Origin of the sequence: Halodesulfurarchaeum sp. (assembly GCF_036626455.1) — an archaeon.
Taxonomy (GTDB): Archaea; Halobacteriota; Halobacteria; order Halobacteriales; family Halobacteriaceae; genus Halodesulfurarchaeum.
Genome location: NZ_JAZKRK010000003.1, coordinates 1 through 23,853, shown reverse-complemented (window position 1 = coordinate 23,853; position 23,853 = coordinate 1). Strand labels below are relative to the sequence as shown.

24 protein-coding genes and 1 tRNA gene are annotated in these 23,853 nt (G+C 57.3%); 10 read left to right on the top strand and 15 right to left on the bottom strand.

Annotated elements, in window-relative coordinates; all coding sequences use genetic code 11:
- Window positions 1-522 precede the first annotated feature (522 nt).
- The 3 genes from V5A26_RS01640 (at window position 523) to V5A26_RS11400 (ending at window position 3,846) form a co-directional block, all read left to right on the top strand.
- Window positions 523-954 (top strand): universal stress protein, encoded by a 432-nt coding sequence (locus tag V5A26_RS01640; protein ID WP_332320304.1) that lies wholly within the window; start codon window positions 523-525, stop codon window positions 952-954.
- Complete coding sequence (locus tag V5A26_RS01635; protein ID WP_332320303.1) at window positions 951-3,278, top strand: amino acid permease; 2,328 nt, start codon at window positions 951-953, stop codon at window positions 3,276-3,278. The genes V5A26_RS01640 and V5A26_RS01635 overlap by 4 nt, the downstream gene beginning before the upstream one ends.
- 358 nt (window positions 3,279-3,636) lie before the next feature.
- Window positions 3,637-3,846, top strand: coding sequence for a type IV pilin (locus V5A26_RS11400; RefSeq protein WP_442908730.1), 210 nt, complete (start codon window positions 3,637-3,639; stop codon window positions 3,844-3,846).
- A gap of 578 nt (window positions 3,847-4,424) precedes the next feature.
- Here the strand turns inward: V5A26_RS11400 and V5A26_RS01630 are convergent.
- The 5 genes from V5A26_RS01630 to V5A26_RS01610 form a co-directional block, all read right to left on the bottom strand.
- Window positions 4,425-4,496: transfer RNA gene (locus tag V5A26_RS01630), tRNA-Ala, on the bottom strand.
- 78 nt (window positions 4,497-4,574) lie between these two features.
- Window positions 4,575-4,886, bottom strand: coding sequence for a 30S ribosomal protein S10 (gene rpsJ / locus V5A26_RS01625; protein WP_332320403.1), 312 nt, complete (start codon window positions 4,884-4,886; stop codon window positions 4,575-4,577).
- Complete coding sequence (gene tuf, locus V5A26_RS01620) at window positions 4,883-6,151, bottom strand: translation elongation factor EF-1 subunit alpha (RefSeq protein ID WP_332320302.1); 1,269 nt, start codon at window positions 6,149-6,151, stop codon at window positions 4,883-4,885. Before tuf ends, rpsJ begins: the two co-directional genes overlap by 4 nt.
- Before the next feature lie 141 nt (window positions 6,152-6,292).
- Window positions 6,293-7,270, bottom strand: a complete 978-nt coding sequence (locus V5A26_RS01615; RefSeq protein WP_332320301.1) for a homoserine dehydrogenase — start codon at window positions 7,268-7,270, stop codon at window positions 6,293-6,295.
- Entirely contained in the window at window positions 7,267-7,800 is a 534-nt protein-coding gene (locus V5A26_RS01610) for an amino acid-binding protein (protein ID WP_332320300.1), read from the bottom strand. Before V5A26_RS01610 ends, V5A26_RS01615 begins: the two co-directional genes overlap by 4 nt.
- A gap of 279 nt (window positions 7,801-8,079) precedes the next feature.
- Between V5A26_RS01610 and V5A26_RS01605 the strand changes: the two genes are divergently transcribed.
- The 5 genes from V5A26_RS01605 to V5A26_RS01585 all read left to right on the top strand — a co-directional run bounded on the left by V5A26_RS01605 (window position 8,080) and on the right by V5A26_RS01585 (window position 13,349).
- The gene (locus tag V5A26_RS01605) at window positions 8,080-8,637 is read left to right on the top strand and encodes a response regulator (protein WP_332320299.1); all 558 of its coding nucleotides are present in this window, start codon (window positions 8,080-8,082) and stop codon (window positions 8,635-8,637) included.
- 101 nt (window positions 8,638-8,738) lie between these two features.
- Complete coding sequence (locus V5A26_RS01600) at window positions 8,739-9,644, top strand: 2Fe-2S iron-sulfur cluster-binding protein (protein WP_332320298.1); 906 nt, start codon at window positions 8,739-8,741, stop codon at window positions 9,642-9,644.
- Window positions 9,645-9,982: 338 nt separating this feature from the next.
- The gene (nrfD, locus tag V5A26_RS01595; protein ID WP_332320297.1) at window positions 9,983-10,978 is read left to right on the top strand and encodes an NrfD/PsrC family molybdoenzyme membrane anchor subunit; all 996 of its coding nucleotides are present in this window, start codon (window positions 9,983-9,985) and stop codon (window positions 10,976-10,978) included.
- A 6-nt stretch (window positions 10,979-10,984) separates the two neighbouring features.
- Complete coding sequence (locus V5A26_RS01590; protein WP_332320296.1) at window positions 10,985-12,076, top strand: 4Fe-4S ferredoxin N-terminal domain-containing protein; 1,092 nt, start codon at window positions 10,985-10,987, stop codon at window positions 12,074-12,076.
- A 232-nt stretch (window positions 12,077-12,308) separates the two neighbouring features.
- The gene (locus tag V5A26_RS01585) at window positions 12,309-13,349 is read left to right on the top strand and encodes a twin-arginine translocation signal domain-containing protein (RefSeq protein ID WP_332320295.1); all 1,041 of its coding nucleotides are present in this window, start codon (window positions 12,309-12,311) and stop codon (window positions 13,347-13,349) included.
- A 28-nt stretch (window positions 13,350-13,377) separates the two neighbouring features.
- Here V5A26_RS01585 and V5A26_RS01580 read toward each other — a convergent pair whose 3' ends face one another.
- The 10 genes from V5A26_RS01580 to V5A26_RS01535 form a co-directional block, all read right to left on the bottom strand.
- The gene (locus V5A26_RS01580) at window positions 13,378-13,863 is read right to left on the bottom strand and encodes a CoxG family protein (RefSeq protein WP_332320294.1); all 486 of its coding nucleotides are present in this window, start codon (window positions 13,861-13,863) and stop codon (window positions 13,378-13,380) included.
- Window positions 13,864-13,900: 37 nt separating this feature from the next.
- Window positions 13,901-14,665 carry an ABC transporter permease gene (locus V5A26_RS01575; RefSeq protein WP_332320293.1) on the bottom strand — a complete coding sequence of 255 codons (765 nt, stop codon included), beginning with the start codon at window positions 14,663-14,665 and terminating at the stop codon, window positions 13,901-13,903.
- On the bottom strand, window positions 14,662-15,501 hold the full coding sequence (locus V5A26_RS01570; protein ID WP_332320292.1) for an ABC transporter ATP-binding protein: 840 nt from the start codon (window positions 15,499-15,501) through the stop codon (window positions 14,662-14,664). Before V5A26_RS01570 ends, V5A26_RS01575 begins: the two co-directional genes overlap by 4 nt.
- A gap of 27 nt (window positions 15,502-15,528) precedes the next feature.
- Window positions 15,529-16,734, bottom strand: coding sequence for an ABC transporter substrate-binding protein (locus V5A26_RS01565; RefSeq protein WP_332320291.1), 1,206 nt, complete (start codon window positions 16,732-16,734; stop codon window positions 15,529-15,531).
- A gap of 126 nt (window positions 16,735-16,860) precedes the next feature.
- Window positions 16,861-17,583, bottom strand: coding sequence for an O-methyltransferase (locus V5A26_RS01560; RefSeq protein ID WP_332320290.1), 723 nt, complete (start codon window positions 17,581-17,583; stop codon window positions 16,861-16,863).
- Window positions 17,584-17,585: 2 nt separating this feature from the next.
- A complete protein-coding gene (locus V5A26_RS01555; protein ID WP_332320289.1) occupies window positions 17,586-18,362 on the bottom strand; it encodes an ABC transporter permease in 777 nt (258 codons plus the stop codon).
- Window positions 18,363-18,384: 22 nt separating this feature from the next.
- Window positions 18,385-19,818: a hypothetical protein gene (locus V5A26_RS01550; protein WP_332320288.1), complete on the bottom strand. Its 1,434-nt coding sequence runs from the start codon at window positions 19,816-19,818 to the stop codon at window positions 18,385-18,387.
- Between the two features lie 78 nt (window positions 19,819-19,896).
- The gene (locus V5A26_RS01545) at window positions 19,897-20,265 is read right to left on the bottom strand and encodes a helix-turn-helix domain-containing protein (protein ID WP_332320287.1); all 369 of its coding nucleotides are present in this window, start codon (window positions 20,263-20,265) and stop codon (window positions 19,897-19,899) included.
- 214 nt (window positions 20,266-20,479) lie between these two features.
- Window positions 20,480-21,160, bottom strand: a complete 681-nt coding sequence (locus V5A26_RS01540) for a helix-turn-helix domain-containing protein (protein WP_332320286.1) — start codon at window positions 21,158-21,160, stop codon at window positions 20,480-20,482.
- Between the two features lie 95 nt (window positions 21,161-21,255).
- Window positions 21,256-21,927, bottom strand: coding sequence for a helix-turn-helix domain-containing protein (locus V5A26_RS01535; protein WP_332320285.1), 672 nt, complete (start codon window positions 21,925-21,927; stop codon window positions 21,256-21,258).
- A 962-nt stretch (window positions 21,928-22,889) separates the two neighbouring features.
- Between V5A26_RS01535 and V5A26_RS01530 the strand changes: the two genes are divergently transcribed.
- Window positions 22,890-23,288, top strand: coding sequence for a type IV pilin N-terminal domain-containing protein (locus V5A26_RS01530; RefSeq protein WP_332320283.1), 399 nt, complete (start codon window positions 22,890-22,892; stop codon window positions 23,286-23,288).
- A 46-nt stretch (window positions 23,289-23,334) separates the two neighbouring features.
- A complete protein-coding gene (locus V5A26_RS01525; RefSeq protein WP_332322176.1) occupies window positions 23,335-23,691 on the top strand; it encodes a type IV pilin N-terminal domain-containing protein in 357 nt (118 codons plus the stop codon).
- Window positions 23,692-23,853 lie beyond the last annotated feature (162 nt).

Below are 23,853 nucleotides of genomic sequence, written 5' to 3'. Positions count from 1 at the left end.
AAATTAAGGGCCTTTGTCATTTCCGGCAGATCCCGTCACACTCCATCTGCTGAATTTGCGCGATGTATTCAACACGGGCTCTGGGATCTACCTGAAATCTGTCAAAATTGGCGTGCAAGACTTAGAGGGTCTATTCAGCACTTGGACGTCGCTAAATTACCACCGTTGTCGGATTCGATTACGAATCGCAGGTGAGCAACCAATGACCTCCTCGGGAATCTCTGGTGTCGACTGTGAGGGGTACCTTCAGTCAGCGTGTATTTGTCCCCCGTCGATAGAATCGATTATGCCAGCGCAACTCAAACCAAAATCGAATCATGCGAATCAACAGGTGGAAATTTTGCATCCCGACAGCGGTCAACAATACCGCAGTGGTATTTGCATTTCTGGCCCACAAATTTGTTCGAAACCCGATGGAGAGAGTATCCTTTCTTCGGATTGAACGATTGCAAAAATTTCTGTCCCCGGACAATCGACCAAAACCTGTACAATTTATACTCCCGCCCAGAGAACCCCTTGGCCATGTCCGGCACCGATCCTCAAACATTACTGTCTCACGTACTCCTTCCAGTCGCTAACAAGGAGGATGCAGCGAAGACGGCCACGGCACTCAAACCGTATACGCCAAGGCGGGTGACCGCCCTCCACGTCATCGAGAAGGGGGAAGGCGTTCCGGACAAAACACCTGTCGAGCAATCGGAAGCACTTGCAGAGCAATCGTTTGCGGTTGTTCGCAGTGAGTTCCCTGATGCGGACGAATACACTGCATACGGGCGAGATATCGTGGCGGCTATTTTTGACGCAGCCGAGGAGGTTGGTGCAACCGCTATCGCGTACCGCTCCCGCGGTGGAAACCGTCTCATGCAGTTTCTCTCGGGCGATCTTTCGCTCCGACTCGTAACGGAGGCAGAACGGCCGGTCATCGCCCTTCCCGAGGAGACTACCGACCCATGACCACCGATGGCGAAGATTTGTCGAAGGATCTCGGACTCCTCTCTGCATTAACTATCGGTATCGGTGTCATGATCGGCGCCGGTATTTTCGTCCTTCCCGCAGCAGCGGCTGAATCTGCCGGTCCTGCTGCCGCGGCCGCGTTCGTCGTCGGAGGAATTATCGCCGCTTTCACTGCGCTCTCGATCAGCGAACTCGGCACGGCGATGCCGAAAGCGGGCGGGGGATATTACTACATCAACGACGCGCTCGGGCCACTGTTTGGCAGTATCGCTGGCTGGGGCAACTGGTTGGGACTCGCCGCAGCCGTCGCCTTTTATTTGATTGGGCTCGGGAGTTACGCGACCATCTTCGTCTCTGTCCCTTCGGTCGAACTCGGGGTACTGACTCTCACCCCCTCACAGGTCGTCGCGTTGCTTGCCGGACTGTTTTTCCTTACCGTCAACTACATTGGCACGAAAGAAACCGGCTCAATTCAGATCATCATCGTGCTCGTTCTTTTGGGGATCATCGGCGTGTTCACAGTCGTCGGAACCACCCGGGTTGATCCATCGAATCTTCGCCCCTTTGCGCCAGCAGCGACTGGCGGGTGGTCCGCCGTGTTTCCCGCTACAGCGCTCGTTTTCGTCACGTATCTCGGCTTTGCCGAGATCAACACGGCTGCCGAGGAGATCAAAAATCCCGGCCGTAACCTTCCACTCGCTGTCATCGGTAGCCTGGTCTCGGTGACCATCCTGTACGCCCTCGTAATGGTCGTCGTAATGGGCGTGGTCCCGTATACGGACGTCATCGACTTCGGTGACGTTGCTGTCGCCAGAGTGTCCGAACTGATGCTGGGACCGATCGGATTGGCCGCGCTCACGTTCGCGGGACTGCTGGCGACGGCTTCGAGTGCAAACGCTTCTATTCTCGCCTCCTCGCGAATCAACTTCGCCATGGGGAGGGACGGCATCATCACGACCAAACTCAACGCCGTTCATCCCCGCTTCGCGACCCCATATCGGTCCATCGCACTCACAGGGGGGCTCATTTTCATCTTCATCTTCATCGGGGATATCAAAGTACTGGCAAAAGCCGGAAGCGTGCTTCACCTCATCGTGTACGGGCTCTTGAATCTCGCATTGATAGTCTACAGAGAATCGGATACCAAAGCGTACGACCCCGATTTCACGACACCTGGCTATCCCTTCGTCCCGCTCTTGGGTGCGGTCTTTTCGTTTGGACTGATCGCCTTTATGGCGACGATAGAAATCCTCCTCAGCCTGGCGTTCGTCGTCTTCGGAATCATCTGGTATTTCGGCTACGCGCGTAACACGGCCAAGAAGAAAGGAGTCCTGAGCCAGCACATCGAGGACCGGAAAGCGGAACTGCCGAAAACCGTCGTTTCGACGGCGTCTGCACTCAACCCGAATGAAAGTAACCGCCAGGTCTTCGTGCCCCTGGCAAATCCTGCCAAACAGGAAGCCCTGCTTGATCTCGGCTGTACGATCGCAAAACGGCGCGAGGCGACGCTCGTCGCCGCTCACATCGTTCAAATTCCGGACCAGGTACCGATGGCCGCGGGCGAGGACGCTGCCGAGATGATCGATCAGGATTCGGAGGAGCTATTCGCCCGTGCACGCGAACAGGCCGAGTCCTACGGAGTGGATATCGAAACCACCACCGTCGTGTCACGCGGCTCGTTCGACAAGATATTTGACCTCGCCCGGGAGTACGATGTCGATCTCGCCGTGATCGGATGGGGGGCCGAGAACCGCTTTTCGAGTGGACGGTCCCAGCGGGGGCTGCGTCAACTCTGGGACGAACTTCCCTGTGACGTGTTGGTGTTTCGGGCCGACACGTTTGATCCCGCCCAAATCCTCCTCCCGACAGCAGGTGGACCGGATTCGGAGGTCGGAGCCGAGATTGCCTGGTACCTCCGCGAGCAGCACGATGCCGAGATTCGACTGTTGCACATTCCGGAGGACGGGACCCAAGAGGAAGGCGAGCAGTTCCTCACTAGTTGGGCCGCCGAACATGGCTTAGCAGAGACAGAACAACTCGTCGAGAGCGGCAATCCCGAGGAGATCATCAAACGGGAAAGTCGGCAGTCCACGATGACGATTTTGGGGGCCACCGGTAAGGGGATCCTTTCGAGGGCGCTGAGTGGATCGATCGTCTGGAAAATCGCTTCAGATGTCGATACGTCGATCGTCTTGGTCGAACGCCCTCGGGATCGATCGCTGGTCGAACGCTTGCTCGGATGGGGTTCGAATGATTCCGCCAAAGACGATAGAGGCGACACAACAGGGGCGCCCGGAGATGAGAGTCCGGACGATACCGATTGAATGAGTCGTCTTGTAGCCGAAATAGTTGGACCGATTTCTGACGCTTTTCCTGTTCAGTAATGAGCAATGTGGACTCCACGGATGAAATGCAAGATACGCGCGTTCTATTCAGCACGATCACTGGGAACTGCCAGTTTACTATTTAAAATGGCGTGCAAGACTTAGAGCGTCTATTCAGCAAATTGCTTGGAAAGATGAAGTGACGGGAGTTATCAGGGTCTCAGAAGGTTATGATCGCTGGAAAGAGCGGAAAACGGTCGTTCACCTATCGGACTCCAACAGGAACATTAACCTTTAGCGTGTTCCAGTTTCTATTAATTGCCCAAGATATATCCGCTAAGAAATTTGATTCACCACTATGCTTCGGAAATTCGCCAAAACATGGATAAGTTTCCGTTTGGACAATAGGGGGGTAAACAGTGTTATAGGAGTGATCCTATTGGTGGCCATTGTTACTATTTTGGCGGCAACTGTGGGGTCTGCAGTCTTTAGTATAGATCCGGGTTCGTGGGTAGACACGGCACAAACCATCCTTGATATGGATGATTCAATACCCTATCCTAACTAGAACACAGGTCGTGTAAATCACGATTATTGATTGTTTCACTGCTGCATATGCGCTCTATCTCTTGCACAGCACGTCCTAACAGAATCCTGCGAAGTCAATTTCGCACTTCGGTAAGAGTTGTTCCGGACACGACGGGCTACACGAAACGATTGTGGAGGTGGGACAGGACGACGCGGAATCGACAACTGGTGATGACAGGATGGGACAATCGTCCGCGTCGGAATCGAAACCCAGCAGACGGCTGATTTTTGGTGGCCTGACCTACGGCCACCATTTGAGTAAGAAGCCGCCTACCAGATGTGTTTTACCGCGCGGTTGCGCGTTTCTGTATCCGAGTGTAGGTATCTTTAGGAATAGGAGGGCCAACCCCCTCATCGCGCCGCTGATTCTGTTGTCTCATCTGCGCTGCTTTCCTCACATTCGATAATCGCTGTAGGGCTAACGGGCCGCTCAAAGAAATCATGAAAACACAATCGGCGATTTACCCCCAAATACGGTTCGAATACGCTATTTGACGGTGGTGAGTTTTTATAAAGAAGCCGTGCCTTGTTGCGATTACCGAACGCGAAAAATTCGCATGGACTCGCCGGGATTTGAACCCGGGGCCTCTTCCTTGCGAAGGAAGCGATCTGCCACTGATCTACGAGCCCGCAATCAGTCGTATTGGTCGGGTGACCTTGAGGATTCTGCTTTGGCCGAACCGGCAGCCAGCGCAGAGCGCGAATACCTTAGTCTTCGAGGACGATCTCGATGGAGACGTCGTTCGGGACCTGGATTCGCATAAGCTGGCGCAGTGCGCGCTCGTCGGCGTCGATGTCGATCAGCCGCTTGTGAACCCGCATCTCCCAGTGCTCCCAGGTGGCGGTCCCCTCACCGTCAGGCGACTTCCGGGACGGGACTTCCAGGGTTTTGGTGGGGAGCGGAACCGGACCGCTCATACTGACGCCGGTCTTCTCGGCGATTTCCTCGACATCGGTTGCGATGCTGTTCAATGCATCCGGACTAACGCCGGCGAGACGGACGCGTGCTTGCTGCATTATTCGGACTCGGTGACGTCAAGGACCTTTCCGGCGGCGATGGTCTGGCCCATGTCACGCACAGCGAAGGAGCCCAGCTCCGGAATCTCGCTGGATGGCTCGATGCTGAACGGTTTCTGGGGCCGTACCGTGACGACCGCCGCGTCGCCTGACTGGATGAAGTCGGGGTTTTCCTCTTCGACCTGGCCGGACGACGGGTCAATTTTCTTGTTGATCTCTTCGATCGTACACGCAACCTGTGCGGTGTGAGCGTGGAAGACTGGGGTGTACCCAGCTGTGATGACACTCGGGTGCTGCATCACGACTATCTGGGCCGTGAAGGTCTCGGCGACCGTAGGCTTGTTGTCCGCCGGACCGAGCACGTCACCGCGGCGGATGTCGTCCTTGCCGATGCCGCGGACGTTGAATCCGACGTTGTCACCTGGGCCGGCTTTGTCGACTTCCTCGTGGTGCATTTCGATGGTCTTGACCTCGCCACCCACGTCCGATGGCTGGAAGGAGACCATATCGCCCGGATTCATCACACCTGTTTCGACGCGGCCGACCGGGACCGTGCCGATGCCGGAGATAGTGTAGACGTCCTGGATCGGCAGGCGAAGCGGGGCGTCCGTCGGCGGCGAGGGCTCGGGCAGCGTGTTGAGTGCCTCGAGGATGGTTTCGCCGTCGTACCAGGGTGTGTTCTCGGAGTCTTCCGAGACATTGTCGCCCTCGAAGGCGGAGATCGGGATGAAACTCGCGTTGTCCGAATCGAACTGGACCTGCTTCAGGAGGTCCTTGACTTCTTCGATGACCTCCATGTACCTGGTTTCCTCGTAGTCGACGAGGTCCATCTTGTTGACCGCGACGATGAGTTCCTCGATACCGAGGGTGCGTGCCAGGAAGACGTGCTCCTGGGTCTGCGGTTGGACGCCGTCGTCCGCGGCGACGACCAGGACCGCATTGTCGGCCTGGGAGGCTCCCGTGATCATGTTCTTCACGAAGTCACGGTGACCCGGCGTGTCGACGATGGTGTAGTAGAATTTGTCCGTCTCAAATTCCTGGTGGGCGATGTCGATGGTGACACCTCGCTCCCGCTCCTCTGCAAGGTTGTCCATGACGTAGGCGAATTCGAATCCACCCTTGCCCTTCTCTTCGGCTTCTTCTCGATGCTGTTCGATGACGTGCTCGGGTACGCTCCCCGTTTCGAAGAGGAGTCGGCCCACGAGCGTGCTTTTCCCGTGGTCCACGTGGCCGATGATGGCCAAGTTCTGATGTGGTTTGTCGCTCATGATCGTATTCGCGCTTTATACGCGCTCTGTGGAATCCTTTCGACAGTTCGGATTAAAACCATTTCGAAAGCGTCTGACACCCAACCCGGTGCAGTCTTCCGATTAGTGTTTTCCGGCCTGAAGATGCTGTCCCGCGCCTTCTTACTCTGCTTGCGAGGACCCCTTCGAACCGGGCTCACAGCCCAGTCGATCCACGTCTGCAAGGACCGCGGAGGCCGTTTCAGGACCGCCCGCACCCCGACCGCTGATGTTGAGTTGTCCCGCGTATTCGGTGTCGAACTGGAGGATATTCATCGTTCCAGTCACTGCAAGTGTGTCGTTTTTCGGAACGAGGCGGGGGCCTACACGGACGCGGTCCGCGGTGACCTCCACGATCAATCGGATCGTCATGCCGTCTTCCCCGGCGACATCGAGTGCGTTGGCTGGGAAGTCTTCGATCCCGTCGATATGTGCGTCACCGATGGTGTGACCGCCCCCATCGAGTACGTTTGCCAGAATGACGCCCTTCAGACCGGCGTCGGTGCCGTTCACGTCGAAGCTCGGGTCGGCCTCGGCGACCCCGAGATCCTGGGCCTCGGCAAGAACGTGTTCGTAGGCGAGTCCCTCGGTTTGCATTCGCGTGAGGATGAAATTCGCCGTTCCGTTGAGCACCCCGCGTGCGGCCGAGATGTGTTCGGCGCCGAGTCCCTCGGCGGTTGCGATGGCCGGGATCGCTCCACCGACCGTGGCTTCGAACCGGACCGATCCGGCGCTGCCCGCGGCCGCCGCCATCACCTCGTCGTAGCGCTCCGCCATCGGCCCCTTGTTCGCGAGGACGACGTGACGGTCCCGCGAAAGCGCCCGAGTGACGTGCCCGAATCCCGGTTCGGCGTCGCCGAGGGTTGTCGGTGTCGCCTCGACGAGGACGTCGTAGTCAGCTTCGAGCAGATCGATGTTGGACTCCGAATGCACCGATCCCTTCTTTCGCTTGCGCGCGAGTGCGGCATTCACGTCGATCCCCTCGGGATCCCAGACGGCGCCTCCTCGATCGGAGATGCCGGCGATCGTGTGTCCGTATTCGCCGGCGAGCTGGGCCACGGATTGGCCCACCGCCCCCGCACCCATGACCGCGAGCTTCATCGCGATCCCTCCACGAGGGGCTCGACGAACCGCAGGTCCATTTTCTCGGCGACCGCACGAACCGCATCGAGCGTTTCGGCGGCCCGTCCCGATTCGATCGCCAGTCGGAACCGTCCACTCGAGACCCGTTCCCTGTCAGTGGCCCCAGAGAGCGAGAGGTCGATCACTGAGCCCGGTGTTTCGGTTTCGATTCGCTCGATCGTATCAGAGAGATCTTCTTCCAGCTGCGGACCTGCAAGCAGGACTGAAACTTCCTCGCCGTAGGTTTCGGTGCCCGCTCGAATGACGTTGATCCCATTGTCGCGCAACGCGCTCGTGATCTGTTCCAGCCGACTGGGTGGACACTCGAGGTCGATCTCGACCGGAATCCGACCGCGCGGTGTGACCGAGCCCCGTTCGTGAAAAATACTGAGCAGGTTGCCGCCCTGCTCGGCGATCGGCTTGAGGGCACGCAGGAGTTCGCCCGGCTCGTCGACGAGTTCGAGTCGAACCGTGTGGGCACGGGCGCTGCCCCCGTGGTCGTCGTTCATAGATGCTGTGGACGGCCCTGTCGGTATAAGGCTTGGCGATATCGGTCCTCTCTTCGCTGGTCCAGAGCCCCATGCTCCCGAATGTTCGACAGATACCCGGTGGCTTTTTTATACCCGTGCACAAAGAACAGATAACCAGATGGCAATGACCTGCTTGGGCAACTCCCCCTATCGCTGGACAGCGGCAGCGAGGATCCCATCACTGGCACGGCTAGAACCCGGAGCGGTAGAGCCGGGCCGAGGAGAACCGCTTGTCAAGCGGGTCGTGGAGGGATTACAATGACTGAAAATACTCCGACTGTCCTCATTGTCGACGACGAAGTGAACATCACCGAACTGTTCGGTGTCTGGTTGGCTGAGGACTACGATGTACGGATGGCGAACAGTGGCGAGGAAGCACTGGAAGAACTCGATGACGAGGTCGAGGTGGTTCTGCTTGACAGGCGAATGCCGGGGCTTTCCGGGGACGAAGTCCTCGAAGCGATCCGCGAAGGGGAATACGAATGCCGAGTCGCGATGGTCACCGCCGTCGATCCGGATTTCGACGTTATCGAGATGGGCTTTGACGATTACCTGACCAAACCTATCGATCGGGAGGGGCTCGAATCGGCCATCGACTCGCTTCTCGACCGGGAGGAGTACGACGCGGCCATGCAGGAGTACTATGCACTCACGTCGAAGAAGGCCGCTCTGGAATCTTCGAAACCCGCCTCCGAACTCGAAGCGAGTGAGGAGTATGACAAACTCGTCTCGGACATCGAGGGACTCGAGTCGGAGGTTGAAGGCGCGCTGGAAACCGAGGAGGACTTCGAGTCGGCGTTCCGGGATCTGGAGTAATTTTTTCGCGATTGCGGGTGTGGGACACAGCCCCGAAGTCGGCTTAATAGCCTACATATTAAATCCGAACCAGGATGCAGGACCGCCTCATTGATTCATTCATGGCGGAGCAACTGCGTTCAGAAGATGACACACGGTCGCGGGCGGATGGAGCAGACGCCGAATCATCCAATCGGTCTGAAAAACACGTCAACAGGCGAAATCTGCTGGCGGCACTGGGCAGCGCGGGTCTCATTTCGACTGCCGGGTGTCTCGGTCTGCTCGGTGACCATGACGAGACAGGACCACGAGCCGACGATCCCACCCCGGTCCCGACGACCGAAGGTGGCGAAGAACAAACGACGAGTGTCGACGCGGAGATTTTTGACATCGAATGGACCGTTCAGGGCGTGACAACTGAGGTCTCGAGCAACGAGTACCTGCTTGACGTGGCCCTCGACGAAGGGGTTGACGTTCCCAATCAGTGCCAGCAAGGCTTTTGTGGAGTCTGCACCTCGGAAGTTCCGGGTGACGGGACCGAGTACGTCGAGCACTCAGGGGCCGATTATTTGAGCGACGAGCAGATCGCGGGCGGCTTCGTGCTTCCGTGTGTCGCTGAACCGAAACAGAATTTCGCCATCGAGACGGGCAAGCAAGACGCCGCGGATTCCTACTCGGCCGGCGGCGAGGAGGAAACCACCGAGGAGCCCACCACCGAAGCGGACGTCGAGACCTACGCCGTCGACTGGACCGTCCAGGGCGCGACGACTGACGTCGCGAGCAACGAGGCACTTCTCGATGCGGCCCTCGACGAGGATTTGGACGTCCCCTGGGAGTGTGGGCATGGGGTCTGTGGCCAGTGTAGCTCCGAGGTTCCAGGTCCGGGGACTGAATACGTCGAACATGACGGTAACCAGTATCTCAGCGATGAACAGGTCGAGGCGGGCTACGTCTTGACCTGTGTGGGATATCCGAAACAGGACTTCGAGATCACGACCGGTGTGAAGGACGAGGCTGACTCGGTCTAATCGACGGTCGAGCGCGATTGGGCACCCCTTCTCGGGCTGTTGGCAAATCTGCAGAACGAACTTTTTGCCCTGGCCACAGATTGTCGATAGCGGACGAGAAATCAGCTCGCGCCATTCCTCCTCTACGGCGAAGCGAGTACCGAATTGTAAATAGCGGCCCACGCCTGCGACCGCGTGGGCGTGTCAACAGTTCCCTTCCGTATAAAAAGATCTGCAAAATTAACGACCACCCCTATGGCCACCAGTACAGTATCCGTTCATATGGATCCGACCGTATCGTCAACGCACTCGGGGATCGGTTGTTCCGGGTGGCTGCCGACAGGCGTGGAGGGATGTCGATGGTGAATCCGCTGTTGCCCGCCGAGTTCTGGGGAACCTCAATCGGGATCTATCTCTTCCTCGGCGGGTTGGCTGGTGGTGCATATATTGCTGGTGCCGTTGCCGACCTGCTGACTACGAGGCAGCCCGACCGGAAAGAATCGTATTTCGCCACCGCACGGTGGAGTATGGTGATAGCGGTGGCCGCCATCTCTATCGGTGGTCTTCTGTTGGTCTTCCACCTGGGCGAACCGCTCAACGTTCTCAAATTCTGGCTGTTCACGAACAGCCAGTCCTGGATGACCATCGGCATTTGGGTTATCATATTGTTCACGGCGCTTGCAGCGTTGCAAGCACTCTGGCTGGGATTCGGCCGGGAGCACGGCTTCCCGGTTGACATCGGCCCGATCGACAGTCTCGCACAGGTGACCCGGCCAAGTGAATCTATTCGGCGGGCCATCACGACGTTTGGTATCGTGATCGGCGTCCTCTTGGCTGTTTACACGGCACTGTTGATCAGTGCTGCAGGCGACATCGTCCCGCTGTGGGACCAGACGTGGCTTCCGCTTCTGTTCCTGACCAGTAGCCTCTCCATCGGGATCGCCGCGGTATTCGGCCTCACGGTCCTTACCCAGGGCTTCCTGGACACCGGCGTTCAGGAGTTCAGCGTGGCAGACGACGTTATCATCCTCGCCGAGTTGGGCGTCCTCGGAGTGCTCATGTGGACGCTCAAAAACGGCGGGCCGACAGCTGTCGAGACCTTCCAGTACATCATGAACGATGGCTGGTTGCTGTTCTGGGGTGGCGTGGTCGGCGTCGGATTGGTCGGCCCGCTGGTCCTCTCCGGCCTGCTGCTGGGTATTGAAGGCCGCTGTGACCTGCACAAGAACACGATCATGTGCCGGCGTGCGACGAGCATCTGTGCCGTGAAATTCGGCATGGTCGTCGTCGGCGGCCTGATGCTTCGGCTGCTGATTATCCTCGGCGCACTAAACGTCCCGATTATCGGAGCGTGATTCAGAATGAGTGACACTATCGACACAGACGACATCGACGACAAAGCGGATGACATTCTCGGGGATGTCGACGTGGACAACGAACTGGGCAAGGAGATGGCCAAGGATGCTCGGCGAGTCTCCAAGGGGACCTTGTCCCGTGAGGAGTTCGAGGAGCGCTACGCCGAGGACGTTGCCCAGGAGTTCAATACCGATCTCACTGGCGGCAACGGCGACCCGATGCCGGGCACGCCGTCAGTCATGGACTCGACGTCACGGCGCTCGGTGCTGAAAGCCGCCGGGGCTGCTGCCGCCGGTGCAGCAGCAGTCAGTGCTGGGGTAACATCCTCTTCAGCCGCTGCCCAGTCGGAGGACGACGGGGAGTCAGTCCAGCGCGGGATGGTGCTTGACACGGAGACCTGCATCAAATGTCTCTCCTGTGTGGACGCTTGCAAGGAAGAGAACCACACGCCGGATGGACACTTCTGGATGGAAGTCCACCGGTACCAGCGGGATGACGAGGAGTACGACGGACCAACGGACTGTGAGTCGCTTCAGCGCCCGTGCCAGCACTGTGACGATGCGCCATGTATCGAGGTCTGTCCCAACAACTCCAGGTTCAAGACAGAGAACGGCCGGACAGTCTGTGATTATGACACCTGTCTCGGGTGCAAGTACTGTGAGGTCGCGTGTCCCTATCACGTCAACTCCTTTGTCGGGACCGACGTGCCGGAGTATCTTGACGGTCCCTTCGACGGCCAGCGTCGCGACGACGAGGACCGCTGGCTTGCGGGAACGCCGCCGGAGGGGTCCTGCAGCAAGTGTACCTTCTGTATCCACCGCGAGTGGGACGAGGAACAGCGTGGAACGACGGCTTGTGAGGACATCTGCCCGGTCAATGCGATTCATTTCGGCGATCTCAACGATCCCGAGAGCGCGCCGAACCAGTATCTGGAGGACTACGACGAGTCGGACACGTTCAAGGCCCGCTCGGACGTCTCCGATCCGAACGTGATTTACATCGGCGACGACCCCACGGACGCCGAAGTCGAACCGGTCCCGGGTCCCACGACCCACGAAGACCTAGACCTCGAAGAAGCCGAACCGACCGGGCACTAAAACCGACGCCCATACTGTTTCCGTCCGCATCGAACGTACCACAAATCTAACAGCAAATTATTGTCTTGTGAAACACTCACATTCATGCTGTGCTATGGCATAATTACATGATGGGGGGCGCTACCAAACCCCTCATTTGCCGTTTCTGCGGCCGGATTTCGACACCCCTATTTAAACGCCTAAATTCTGCTTATGAACTCCTTTTGAAGTGGGGTCATTAGGAACAGTTGCAATGGAACCTGACAGTTCAGAGGTCACCGGTTCTGACCTCTCACGCCGCAAGTTTGTCGCAGGAAGTGCCGCTGGCTTTGCGACGGTCGCTCTCGCTGGCTGTTCTGGCGAGGAAGAGCCGGAACCAACAACGACAGCAGAGCCGGAGCCAGAGGACTTCGTCGTCACTGACGACGTCATCGTGAGTTCTGCATTTGTACCGACCAACCAGGGCTTCGCACAGGCCTGTTCGCCCTCCCGGATGTTCGCCCCGAAAATGCATCCGGTCTTCAAGATCGGTGTGTATGACCCGGAAACAGGCGAGCACCTGACCAACGACGACCTCGAATCCGTGGTCGTCAACATCGACGGCTACGATTCCGTCGAACTCGCGTGGGCCGGTGACGACGAAGAGCACCCCGCCCAGGAGTGGGGTGCCAGCTGGACGATTCCCGAGGACGCTGAGACGGGTGCACTCTCTTACACCGTCGAAGTGACCGATGGCGATGCAAACTTCACGAATGTCGGCATTCTCGAGAGCCAGATCACGATTATCGAGTACAGCGACCCGCTCGACTTCGTGATTACGGACGATCTGTACACCGGGTCGGACGGAATCGGCGACCAGGAAGGCAATGCCTTTGTCTCCTCATGTCAGCCTGACCGCCAGTTCGCCCCGAACATGATGGTCGGCTTTGACATCGGGATTTTCGACGCCGATACCGGCATGCCGATTAGCCCGCCTGACTTCGAATGGGAGGAATCGATGCAGGGCCCGATCGATTCAGTTGAAATCGTTATCGATAGCCCTGACGAAGAAGCGTTCCACACGGTTGAAGCACCATGGGCCGGAGAAGCCGGCGACCACTCCGAGAAGGGTGACTCGCTGCTCTACAACGGTGTCTGGCACATGGCAGACTTCGATGTCAGCCCAGGGACGTACGAGTACACTGTCAATGTGAACCTCACCGACGAGGCCAGCGAACAATACGACGGCAAGTCGATTGGTTCGGATAACGTTGGTGGCCACGCGTACAACCAGTTCACCGTCGTGGACGCCTAAGCCAGTCGAAATCTCCGGTTTCCGGGACTCAGTCCGCTTCGACTCGCTCTTTGACGTTTTCGAAGTACCGATTAACGTCGGATTCGATGAACTTCTTCAACAGTCGTGCACCGAGACTGGCAACGCCGCCGGTGTAGAAGAGTTGGGCCGAATAGGAGAGATCGACGGCTCCATCTTCAGTCTCCGCCATTTCCATCGCCGCGAGCACGTCGAAGGTGCTGCCAGTCGTGGAATCGAAGGCCTCACCTTCCGCGATGATCCAGTCTGGTTCGTCCATCTCCACGAGTTCGAACTCTCCGTCCAGGGAGACCGAGACGTGACCGATGCCCCGCTCGATTTCCAGTGAATAGCGTCGTTCGGTATGTTTGGTGACCGATTGGGCCCCTGGCACGACCTCCGCCAGATTCTCGGCATCCGAAATGAATTCCCAGAGGGTGTCTTTGTCCGTTTCGATGCTGACGGTGTCGACGAATTCGAGCTTGGACCGGTCGTCCTCGTTTTCTGTGTCTGACATTGGTGGTTGAACCGATGTGGTTTGGAAAGCGGTACGCTTAGCCGTGTTGCCATGGAGTGAGCCATTCGCCGATTTCCTCGGGGCCGTGAACGAACACCACGCCGAGGACGTTGATCGTGAACAGGGCCACGTAGAGCTGGGGAATTTTGAACTGCTGCCAGGAGGTCCAGATGACATAGCCCAGTCCTGCATCCGCGGCGACCATTTCGATGATGACCAGTAGAACCACCGCGACCCCGAACCCGAGGCTCAATCCGCTGGCGATCTGTGGCAGGGTTCCGGGGAGAATGACCTCTCGATACAGGTCGATTCGACCGGCCCCGTTGTCCATCGCTGCTTCGATGTGGCTGTCCTCGATTTGCTGGACCGCGCCCATGGTATTGATCGATACCAGAAGCAGCACGGCCAGGGCCATCGTGAGGATCCGGGCCATCTCCGTGACACCGAACAGCGAAAACATGATCGGGAGGAGTGCGATCTTTGGGAGCGGGTAGAGGATGCTCAAATGCGGGTCAGTGACAGCTTTGACTCGCGGCGATCGACCCATGAGCGTTCCCAACGCAATACCGCCCGTCCCACCAAGCAGGCCCGCGAACGTGATACGTCGGAGACTTGCGAGCAGGTGTGTGAGGAAGTCGCCATGCAGGTACAGGTCCATGGCGAGGCTGAGCACCGTCGAGGGGGGTGGGAAGAAATTCGGGTCGATGAGTTCGAATCGAGCCGTTCCTTCCCACAGGATCGCCACCGAGACAAACGGGCCTAATAGCAACGCCCACCGGGTTCGGCGGGCAACCCTGCTCATTCGTGTGGACTCTGTGTGACGCCTTCGAGGATCGACCACACCCGGTTCTGTAACGCTTCCATGCGAGAGAGGTCCAGGTTGTCCCTGGTTCGTGGCCGAGCGAGATCAATGTCGACCAGTTCTGCGATCCGGCCCGGCCGATCCGTCATGACGCCCAAGCGGTCACCGAGTCGCACTGCCTCCTCGATGTCGTGGGTCACATAGATGACCGTCTTCGGGCGTTCCTGCCAGAGAGTCACGAGTTCTTCTTGCAACTGTCGTTTCGTCTGCGCGTCGAGGTCGCCGAATGGTTCGTCCATCAGGAGGACTTCCGGGTCGTTCGCGAAGGCCCGGGCAATGTCCACTCGCTGTTTCATCCCACCGGACAATTGGTGAGGATAGGCGTCCTCGAACCCCTCCAGGTTCACCTTCTCGATGTACCGCTGGGCGACCTCACGGCGCCGGGCCACGGGGACGTCCCGCATTTTCAACCCGAACGCGACGTTTTCGATGACCGTTTTCCATGGGAAGATCCCTTTCTCCTGGAACACCATACTCGACGTCGGGCGATTGGCTTCGGGTTCTTCCACCGCAATTCGGCCAGCGTCCTTCTCCAGTAGGCCACTGAGGACCCGGAGAAACGTCGATTTGCCACAGCCTGAGGGGCCGAGCAGACAGAAAAACTCCCGATCCCGAACGGTCAGATCGAGGCCACCAAGGGCGCGAACGTCTTCCTCACCCGCCCGATAGGTTTTCTCCAGTCCTTGAACGTTGACCCGAACCGGACGCTCCTTGGCCGGCGCTCGCTCTGTTACCGTCTTCACGTCCTCGCTCGTGGCACCTTCAGGTGGGATCATCGATTTGGGAACTTTCGAACCGCGTTCTTAACACATCGAATCCGTGGGGAAACCCTCGGGGGTCCGTATCTCACCGATTGGCGGGTACGGGGCGATAGCGTTTTCGCTCCATTCTTCGATCGTCGAAACTGACGGCTTCGCCGCTTCGGAATCCAGTCGGCCGACCGTGTCGAGCGCTCCTTCGAGGTAGGACTCGTCGACCACTTCTGATACGTCCACTGTTTCGTCGACCGTGCCCTGACAGGCGTGATATGCTTGCTGGTTTTGGATGCTTTCGGCGTTGAGATGGCCGTTTTTATGTGGGAGCGACGGAATTGACGCTTTGATCGCCGCCTTTGGCAAGTCGAATTCGTTGCTCACGATGGTCGCGACCTCGTCGCTGGGGAACCCACCCAGTTCGTAGTACTCCCGAACGCCCTCGAGATAGGCTTCGAGCCATCGGGTTGCAGTGTCCGGGTTCTTTTCGGTGAAGGGACCACCAAACATGTACGCACCGATTTGCATCCGGGGGGCCACCATCGACGCTTGTCCGATTTGGGACGCGTCGGCTTGGTCGAGGACCTGCAGGCCCAGCGGATCCGGTATCGCGCAGATGTCGATCTCTCCCTCGGCCATAAGCGTCGGCATTTGCGTGTACAGGGTTTCCGTCCTGTCCATGTCCGCCCAGGTCATATCGTTCAACGAGAGTATCCGGCCCATGACGTAGGAGTCGACGTTCCCCGCCCCGTGGAGCGCGACTGTAAGGTCCTCGGGCAAGTCGTAGATCGAATCCGTGTCGGGGACTGCCTCGGACCTGGCCAGTATTCGGTTCGAGGAGGGTTGGCCCCGCCAGTATTGGGTCTGATCGGCAACAACCTGAATGTCGATGTCCTGTGCGACCGAATTGAAGAGGCTCGCACCGATTGACCCGGTCGCGACGTCCAAATCGCCACTGGCCAGTTGTGGGGTGGCCTTCGGGGCACTCTGGATGCGTTTGATTTCGAGTTCGATGTTCCGGTCCTCGAAGTAACCCCGGTCCTTGGCAATCAGCACCTCCGAAACGGCTGGAATGGTCAGCGTACCGAACGAGACCGTCTCCGGGCCGTCTTGCACGGCCCCGAGACACCCACCGATCGCGGTTACCGTGGCTGCACCCGTGCCGGCCAAAAACTGGCGACGTGAGACTGTGGTCCGAGATGATGATTTATTTGCTTCGACGGTATTCGACTGCCGCGACGTTTCAACCTCATCCATACGATATGGTCACCGTTCTACACTCGAAAGGGTGCACCTGCATTTTCAAGGCTTTTTATTGACCCGTACTTCAAAAACTTCGATTTACTCAGGTTGGTTTATATACTATCGTCAATCGGGTGGTCTCTACTTCTCCGTCGCCCCTGATTCTAGACGGCTCACTGCCAGCCCACCGCCGATCGGCACCAACCGCGTGGCAAACCGCTGGTCCGAACGAACTGTCTGGAGATACTCGTAGACTCCTTGCGTGTGTACGTTGGCCTCGTCTGAGAGTTCCCCGTCCTGCAGTCCGGCCAGGAGCGTTTCCGTTTCGATGATTGCTGCGGTCATAACGTTATCCGCGACGAGCAGGCCACCGTCCGACAGGCGGTCGGCCACGGCGTCGAAGGCTGCCGGATACTCGTCGTTTTTGTGATCGAGCATGACCAGGTCGTAGTCCCCCGTCGACTGTTCGAATATCGACTGTGCATCCCCGTGCTCGAATTGAATCGTTGCCTGGAACTCGCCACGCTCCATGAATTCTCGCGCGAGACCCAGCTCGTCTCGATCACGCTCGGTTAACACGATTTCGCCGTCCGCGGTGAGGGCTCGAGCCAGCCAGTAGGCCGAATAGCCAAAGCCGGACCCAAACTCGAAGACCCGGTCGATTCCGCTCTGCCTGGCCTGTTGATAGAGCCACCCGCCGACGGTTTGGCCGACGGTTGGGAACGATCCTTCTCCGGGGAATCGATCCCCTCGTGCGTCGGCGACAGTGGTCATTTCTTCTTGGACCGGATCTGGCTTGGGGGCGAACGTTTGGACGAACTGTTCACTGTGGTCAGGGAGAATCTGGATACGTGGTGCGGGCATTATTATGGGCCGATAACCGTGCGTTCCCCACTATCGTCCCAGGGGATGAGTCGATTCCGCAGCAGTGCAAGACCGTCTGTGACTGTTATGCCGATAGCCCCGATGACGACGAGGGTGGCGTAGAGATCAGGGAGGACAGCGGCCTGCCAGGAGATCCAAAGCACGTACCCCAGCCCGTCGTTCCCGGCAACGAATTCTACACCTGTGACGATCAGCAGTGACATACTCAATCCGAGGCGCAGTCCCACGAACACGAGCGGGAGCGAGCCTGGGAGCCATACCTCTCGTAACAGATCCCACCGCGAAATTGCACCGTTGTTTCGAGCCACTTCGACGTATGCCGGATCGATCGCTTTTGCCCCGTTTCGTGCGTTCCACACGACCAGAATGAACGCCCCGATAGCGGCTGTGAACACGAGTGCGGCTTCTGTGCTCCCGAGCACGAGGATTAAAAGCGGAAACAGTGCGATGATCGGAAGCGCAAAAATCGCCGAAATCACGGGCGAGAGGAGGTTTCTGAGCTGTCGATTTGCCGCCATACCAAATCCGATTGGGACCCCGGTCATTGACGCAAATCCTGCGGCCATTGCTGTCCGTCGGAGGGTCACGAGCATGTGATCGATGAATCCAGGTTCACTAAGCACTGTGAGCGTCCGTTCGCCGATGAGGAGGGGCGGTGGGAGAACGGTCGGACTGATAACCCCGCTACTCACGGCCCCTTGCCACAGGAGAATCGGGGCGAGAAGCGTCAGCACACGGGTTCGTTTCGATCCGACCATTGTCAGGGGAGCCCGAGTTCTGTTACTCCGTGATCTCGATGGTCATATGTAGACCCGGAAGCGGTCGAATCGGGTGGTTGTCGATATAGGAGAGGTGGGGTTTCAACTCGAAGTCGGGCTCGTCGTCCTGCACGTCGAAGAAACTCGGATAGACATCGATGAAGTGATACCCGGGCTCTCCGGCGGCTTCGATCTCGGTGATGGCAGTTCGGGCTTCCAGGCCGCAGACGTATCCCAGCGGCTTGTTGTCGTACAGGAAGTAGTAGGCGTTCTCGTAGGTCGGCCAGCCGATCCCGCCCAGTTCGATATCGATCGTCTCGCCCGGGTCAGGCTGTTGTGGTGTGACCTCGAGGATATCCGCCTGCATCATGAAGCCAGTCGTGGCAACCGACTTGTCGTCGATTTTGGCGGCGATCGGGCGAGTCGAACCCTTATCTTGCGGGATAGTCACCTCCTCCTGGAAGGAGCCGTCTTCGTCAGTGGTGACTGTCGGGAAAACCTCTGGAAGCGGCTCTGGCCGGATCGGGATGTCCTTCACACGATGGCCGGTGTGTGAGTGCCAGACCAGATCTACCTCGGTGTCGGCCGGGAACCCTTCACCAGTCATGACCGCATCCGTTTCAGGCTGCCCGGACTGGGGGGTGATATCGATCGACGCATCGCTCTCGACCTCCGGATCGGAAACGTGGACCGGGAGGGGGGCTTCGTCGAAGAGTTTCTCGACCCACATGGCGCGGGGCTCGCTTTCGGGTTCCGTGACCTCGACGTCCCAGGCGTACTGTCGACCGCCCGCCACCTCGCCGAAGGGCGACTGGGTGTTGTTCTGCATGAACGGGACCCCACGGTAGTTTCGCCAGATTTGGATCTTGTGATGGCCGGTCGGTCCGGTGGCTCGAACTCTCGCGGTTGCGGTCCCGTGATTTTTCACGCCAGTCATGAAGCCGACCATTCCGTTATCCCAGGTGACCTGATAGTTGTTCTCGACGACGTTTGGGCCGATCCCGTAGCCTTTGATCGTGAAGAAATCCCCTAGCTGTGCCTCTGTCTCCTCGACTTCGAACCACGGTTGAATGGCGACTGAGGACTTCGCCAGGGTGGTCTCATCCCCATCTCGGACTTCGATGTTGTGATCGCCGCCGTAATCTTCCGGGATAGTCCATTCCTCGGAGAACTTGCCCTGCGCGTCGGTCTGGACGGTGAGCGCTTGGAGGGTTCGCGGCCGATACTGGACCCCGTTCACTTCGTTACCCTGGAGGACGCCCCATTTCCCTTCGACGGTTTTCCAGAATACGTCCAGTTCGGCGTTTTCCGGCAGGTTGAGGCCACGAATCGTGATACTGTCGTCAACGTAGGCCTCGTCCTCGCTGACTATCAGCGTCCCCGATGACGCAGTTTGTTGCTTTCGACGGTCAGTGAGCCGATCTTGTACGTCCTCGGAGAGCGGTTCGTCTCCCATACATAGAACGAATGGGACTCCACCGTTATCAATTCGTCTGAAATATACAGGACTTTAGTCGTGCACCGGATCTCAAAATCAGGATTTTGAGGTTTGGGCTTGTGTCGTCCCGAGAATCGCTGGAATGATCTTCGACTCGGCCGCTCGAAGTCGTTGGGAGACCGCGGACTTCGAGATGTCCAGTTCTTCGGCGATTTCGTCGAGGTGGCCGCCCCGAGGCGACGAGTAATGGCCTTTTTTGTGGGCGACGCGGAGGGCTTCCCACTGCTTGTCGGTCAGATGCCCGATCTCTATGGAGAGCGGTTCGGAGCGGTCGTTCTCAGGATCGATGATCGTGATAGTCTGGACGGATGGTCCCATCGAGGAGTATTTCTCGATGACCTTCCGAAGCGTCGAGCGATCGGCGATTTGAAAGGTGACGTATAGGGGCGGGTCCTTATTCGACATTGAACAGCCCTCCGGGTCCGGCCTGAGTCCCGACGTTCTGGTTCACAGCGGACAAACAGCCTGCAGGACCAGCACGACCCCTGCATCGGGACCTGCTATGACCCGGGCAAACCGAGGCGGACCGACACGAATCACTCATACCAACCGGTAGGCGTTTGAGAAGGGTGTAGTTTAACCTGTATTTTGCTCCGGTTTTAACCCGGGGGGATGGCGATTAGCCGGACCACTGCGTAACGAGTTTCTGGGCCATTCGCGATTCGACTGCCTTCAACCGCTGGGAGACCGCCGACTTCGAAACCTCGAGCTGTTCGGCCAAAAACTCCAGATCGGCCTCTCGTGGGGAATCGTAATAGCCCGATTCGACTGCCGCTTCGAGGGCCTCGAGTTGCTTGTCCGTGACTTCAGAGACATCCAGTTGGATCGTGCCCTCCTGACCGGCTGTCGATTGGGTGATGTTTCTCACGCTCACATCAGCGTTGGTTGCACGCAGGCGACTCACCAGATTCCGGAGGGTTTCCCGGTCTGGAATCTGTACGGTGACGATGACAGCGTTCCGATTGGTCCGTTCGAAGGTCGGAATGCACTCGACCTGGTGGAACTGCAAACAGAAACAGCCGGGAGTGATCGCCGAGCGAAGATACTGATCGGTTTCCTCGCCGTCCTCCTGTGCGATCGCGGTGTTGCAGGTTCCCTTGTTAGCAGTGCTTTCTCCCGCAACTTCGGTGTCCTCATTCTCAAAGCTGAGGTTCTGCTCGACGGTGTCGACGTCGTCGTGCCCTTCGAACAGGGGACAGCCCATTTTTTGCTCCGGTTCAATCGCAAGTGTGGCCACCAGAGGTGGCTTCTCAGTAGCCGTGTCGGCGTGGACCGACGCTTGGGTGTGTTTGGAGGACATAATTTAAAGAGTGGGTGCAGAGCCAGTCTCTAACCATGCTACAGTATGCAGATATTTAAAGGAAATTCCGTTTTTTACCAACGTAGAATTGTCTGTCATTGATTAATTGACGCTCTGGAAAAGGCGGAAGTCACCAGCTTGGATTCTGCAGCTTTCAGTCGCTGGGAAAGCGCGGATTTCGAGATACCGATTCGCTCGGCGAGGTCCCCGAGGGACACTTCTCGCGGTGTTTCGTAGTAGCCGGCCGCAACTGCGGCGGTGATCGCCTGACGTTGTTTGTCAGTCAGTTCGTAAAGGTCCAGCGTGACGAATTTCTCCCGGTTGGACTCGTCTCTCGTGTCAACCCGTTTGAGCCGCCGAACCGAGACGCTCTCGACTGCGGCTTTCAGGTCGCCAATGAGGTCGGTCAATAGCTCGCGATCCGAAAGATAGGATTTGATGATCACCGTCGAATCGTCGCTCTCAGTGACCTGGGGAACACAGCCATGTTTCACGAAAACTGGGCAGGCACAGTCCGGTTCGACCTGGGTTTCGATGTGCTCGACCGTGGTGCATTCGTGTGGACACTCACAATACGAGTCTGTCATCTGCGCGTCGAGATGGCAAATCTGCTGCCCCAACTGGTGGCGGACGTCGACGATCGATTCGTCCAGACTGCAGAGTGGGCAGGGGTTTGACTCGGCCAACTCGACGTCGAGTTCGACGAAGAGCTTTCGGGTACTCGTCTTCCCCGTCGCCCGAGTCGCGCCTACCACGTCTTGTGCCATTATACTCCCTTCATTTTCCGTGTCTTAATGTTCGATGGCTTTTCCCAGGAATTTGGAACACCTGCACAAACGCTTTCTATCTTCGAGTTTTTCCAAACTCCGTACGGAGGGGTCTTCAGGTATTTGGTCTATATTGTGGGTAGGACTCACAAACGCAAGGGCGTGGTGGAACCCGGACGGCAACTTCTTGAGCAGTAATTCAATGCTCGGTCACGGGCGCTCCTGGGACCAGATCCTGGCCAATCATTCATTTTCACGGAGACGGAGACCGGTCCGGAGGGTGATATCTGGTCCCAGGCGGACATCCCGTTGTCGAACATGTTTGACCCCTCGATCGACCTCGACACCTACTTTATCACCGACCACCTTTCACCGTCCCAGGAGTGGCTTCCCGGCGAGTACGAGATTCGGCTGGTCGTCACAGGGTGATATACGGACGAGTCGGTGACTGAGACCTACAGGTTCACCGTCGTCGAGTGAGCAATCAGTTTCCGTAGGGACTCAGATCGAGGTCTACAAACCTGCTGTATCTGGGCTTGAGGAAGTTGGCGGAGAATACCGGAGGACTGATCCAACGCGAAAATGCAGGGATCCGAGAAGAACCGTCTGGGAAGCCCCGGAGCGAAGTCACACAGCCAGGCGGCAGGAATCTGCAGATCAATGACAGTCTTTGTTGGCTTTGAGATTTTCCCTCTCATTCGATTCTGCCTGAACATCGCGACCAATTCTTGGGGGGAGTCCGGATATCTTGACTACCGAAACTACATACCGATAAGACGGTCCCACCCGTTTGGACGGCAAGCTTGTTGTCATCAATTGTCATACATACGTGACACTTTCGTCTGACTCCCGACATTCTGCACATCGAAATCGTCCGTTTGCGGGCGTCTTTGCCCGAAAATCACCACCCTTGCGATTACTTGGGAAAGACCTAAAGGGTGATACTACATATAACACACGTGATGCTACAAGACGTGCGAACGCAGTTGAACGACCGAGGCGTCTCCCCAGTCATCGGAGTCATCCTCATGGTGGCTATTACTGTCATATTAGCGGCTGTGATTGGCTCCTTTGTGCTTGGAATTGGAGGCGACATAGAACAAGCTCCTCAGGCGAGTTTAGAGGTTGATTTCAATTCTGACGAAATTATACATAATGGTGGTGATACCATTAATTTGACAAATATTGAGGTAAAAAATAATGGTGACACTTTCTCTTACTCAAGTGATTTCAACACGTCGGACAGCGATGCTGAATTTGGGCCAGGTGAAAAACTTACTTTTGGCACTCATGATCTAAATACCACTGTGTCAGTTGTAGATAACTCCACTGGGAGCGTGATATTGTCTGTAGAAGAATAAGATCAGCGAATTGAAGTAAATAATCATCAATCAGAAAGGTCAACTCATGAAAACACCAGAATTTATGACAAGTGAACGGGGCGTATCGCCAGTCATTGGAGTCATCCTCATGGTCGCTATTACCGTCATATTAGCGGCCGTGATCGGGTCCTTTGTGCTGGGGATTGGAGGCGACATAGAACAAGCTCCCCAGGCGAGTCTATCAATTGATGATGGGAATCTTGTGCACCAAGGCGGCGATACGATAAACGCGACAGTACTGAATAGTGATGGGGGTGAAGAAGACGGTGTAGCGGAGTTTTCGCCGGGAGACTCTGAAAATCTCTCCGGCTTTAGTGATGGAGATACAGTTAAAGTTCTGGATAACTCTTCAGATCAGATAATTTGGGAAGGAGAATACTAGTCCTCAAACCATCTGGAGCAGTTTTCGCAGTTCCAAACTCAAAGGATCGATTATTTCATCCTCAGGTTTAACTGTCGAGTCCGAGCGCGGATATGATGGCTCGGACCGTCTCTCGGGTGAGGTAGCTGGCAACCTTTTAGTTTACCTTCCTTAGTCCGGCGA

What these genes read in the sequence shown, in the direction of transcription:
- V5A26_RS01640 (WP_332320304.1), top strand. Translation starts at nt 523, where the DNA reads ATGTCCGGCACCGATCCTCAAACATTACTGTCTCACGTACTCCTTCCA.
- V5A26_RS01635 (WP_332320303.1), top strand. Translation starts at nt 951, where the DNA reads ATGACCACCGATGGCGAAGATTTGTCGAAGGATCTCGGACTCCTCTCT.
- V5A26_RS11400 (WP_442908730.1), top strand. Translation starts at nt 3,637, where the DNA reads ATGCTTCGGAAATTCGCCAAAACATGGATAAGTTTCCGTTTGGACAAT.
- tuf (WP_332320302.1), bottom strand. Translation starts at nt 6,151, where the DNA reads ATGAGCGACAAACCACATCAGAACTTGGCCATCATCGGCCACGTGGAC.
- V5A26_RS01615 (WP_332320301.1), bottom strand. Translation starts at nt 7,270, where the DNA reads ATGAAGCTCGCGGTCATGGGTGCGGGGGCGGTGGGCCAATCCGTGGCC.
- V5A26_RS01610 (WP_332320300.1), bottom strand. Translation starts at nt 7,800, where the DNA reads ATGAACGACGACCACGGGGGCAGCGCCCGTGCCCACACGGTTCGACTC.
- V5A26_RS01605 (WP_332320299.1), top strand. Translation starts at nt 8,080, where the DNA reads ATGACTGAAAATACTCCGACTGTCCTCATTGTCGACGACGAAGTGAAC.
- V5A26_RS01600 (WP_332320298.1), top strand. Translation starts at nt 8,739, where the DNA reads ATGGCGGAGCAACTGCGTTCAGAAGATGACACACGGTCGCGGGCGGAT.
- nrfD (WP_332320297.1), top strand. Translation starts at nt 9,983, where the DNA reads ATGGTGAATCCGCTGTTGCCCGCCGAGTTCTGGGGAACCTCAATCGGG.
- V5A26_RS01590 (WP_332320296.1), top strand. Translation starts at nt 10,985, where the DNA reads ATGAGTGACACTATCGACACAGACGACATCGACGACAAAGCGGATGAC.
- V5A26_RS01585 (WP_332320295.1), top strand. Translation starts at nt 12,309, where the DNA reads ATGGAACCTGACAGTTCAGAGGTCACCGGTTCTGACCTCTCACGCCGC.
- V5A26_RS01580 (WP_332320294.1), bottom strand. Translation starts at nt 13,863, where the DNA reads ATGTCAGACACAGAAAACGAGGACGACCGGTCCAAGCTCGAATTCGTC.
- V5A26_RS01575 (WP_332320293.1), bottom strand. Translation starts at nt 14,665, where the DNA reads ATGAGCAGGGTTGCCCGCCGAACCCGGTGGGCGTTGCTATTAGGCCCG.
- V5A26_RS01570 (WP_332320292.1), bottom strand. Translation starts at nt 15,501, where the DNA reads ATGATCCCACCTGAAGGTGCCACGAGCGAGGACGTGAAGACGGTAACA.
- V5A26_RS01565 (WP_332320291.1), bottom strand. Translation starts at nt 16,734, where the DNA reads ATGGATGAGGTTGAAACGTCGCGGCAGTCGAATACCGTCGAAGCAAAT.
- V5A26_RS01560 (WP_332320290.1), bottom strand. Translation starts at nt 17,583, where the DNA reads ATGCCCGCACCACGTATCCAGATTCTCCCTGACCACAGTGAACAGTTC.
- V5A26_RS01555 (WP_332320289.1), bottom strand. Translation starts at nt 18,362, where the DNA reads ATGGTCGGATCGAAACGAACCCGTGTGCTGACGCTTCTCGCCCCGATT.
- V5A26_RS01550 (WP_332320288.1), bottom strand. Translation starts at nt 19,818, where the DNA reads ATGGGAGACGAACCGCTCTCCGAGGACGTACAAGATCGGCTCACTGAC.
- V5A26_RS01545 (WP_332320287.1), bottom strand. Translation starts at nt 20,265, where the DNA reads ATGTCGAATAAGGACCCGCCCCTATACGTCACCTTTCAAATCGCCGAT.
- V5A26_RS01540 (WP_332320286.1), bottom strand. Translation starts at nt 21,160, where the DNA reads ATGTCCTCCAAACACACCCAAGCGTCGGTCCACGCCGACACGGCTACT.
- V5A26_RS01535 (WP_332320285.1), bottom strand. Translation starts at nt 21,927, where the DNA reads ATGGCACAAGACGTGGTAGGCGCGACTCGGGCGACGGGGAAGACGAGT.
- V5A26_RS01530 (WP_332320283.1), top strand. Translation starts at nt 22,890, where the DNA reads ATGCTACAAGACGTGCGAACGCAGTTGAACGACCGAGGCGTCTCCCCA.
- V5A26_RS01525 (WP_332322176.1), top strand. Translation starts at nt 23,335, where the DNA reads ATGAAAACACCAGAATTTATGACAAGTGAACGGGGCGTATCGCCAGTC.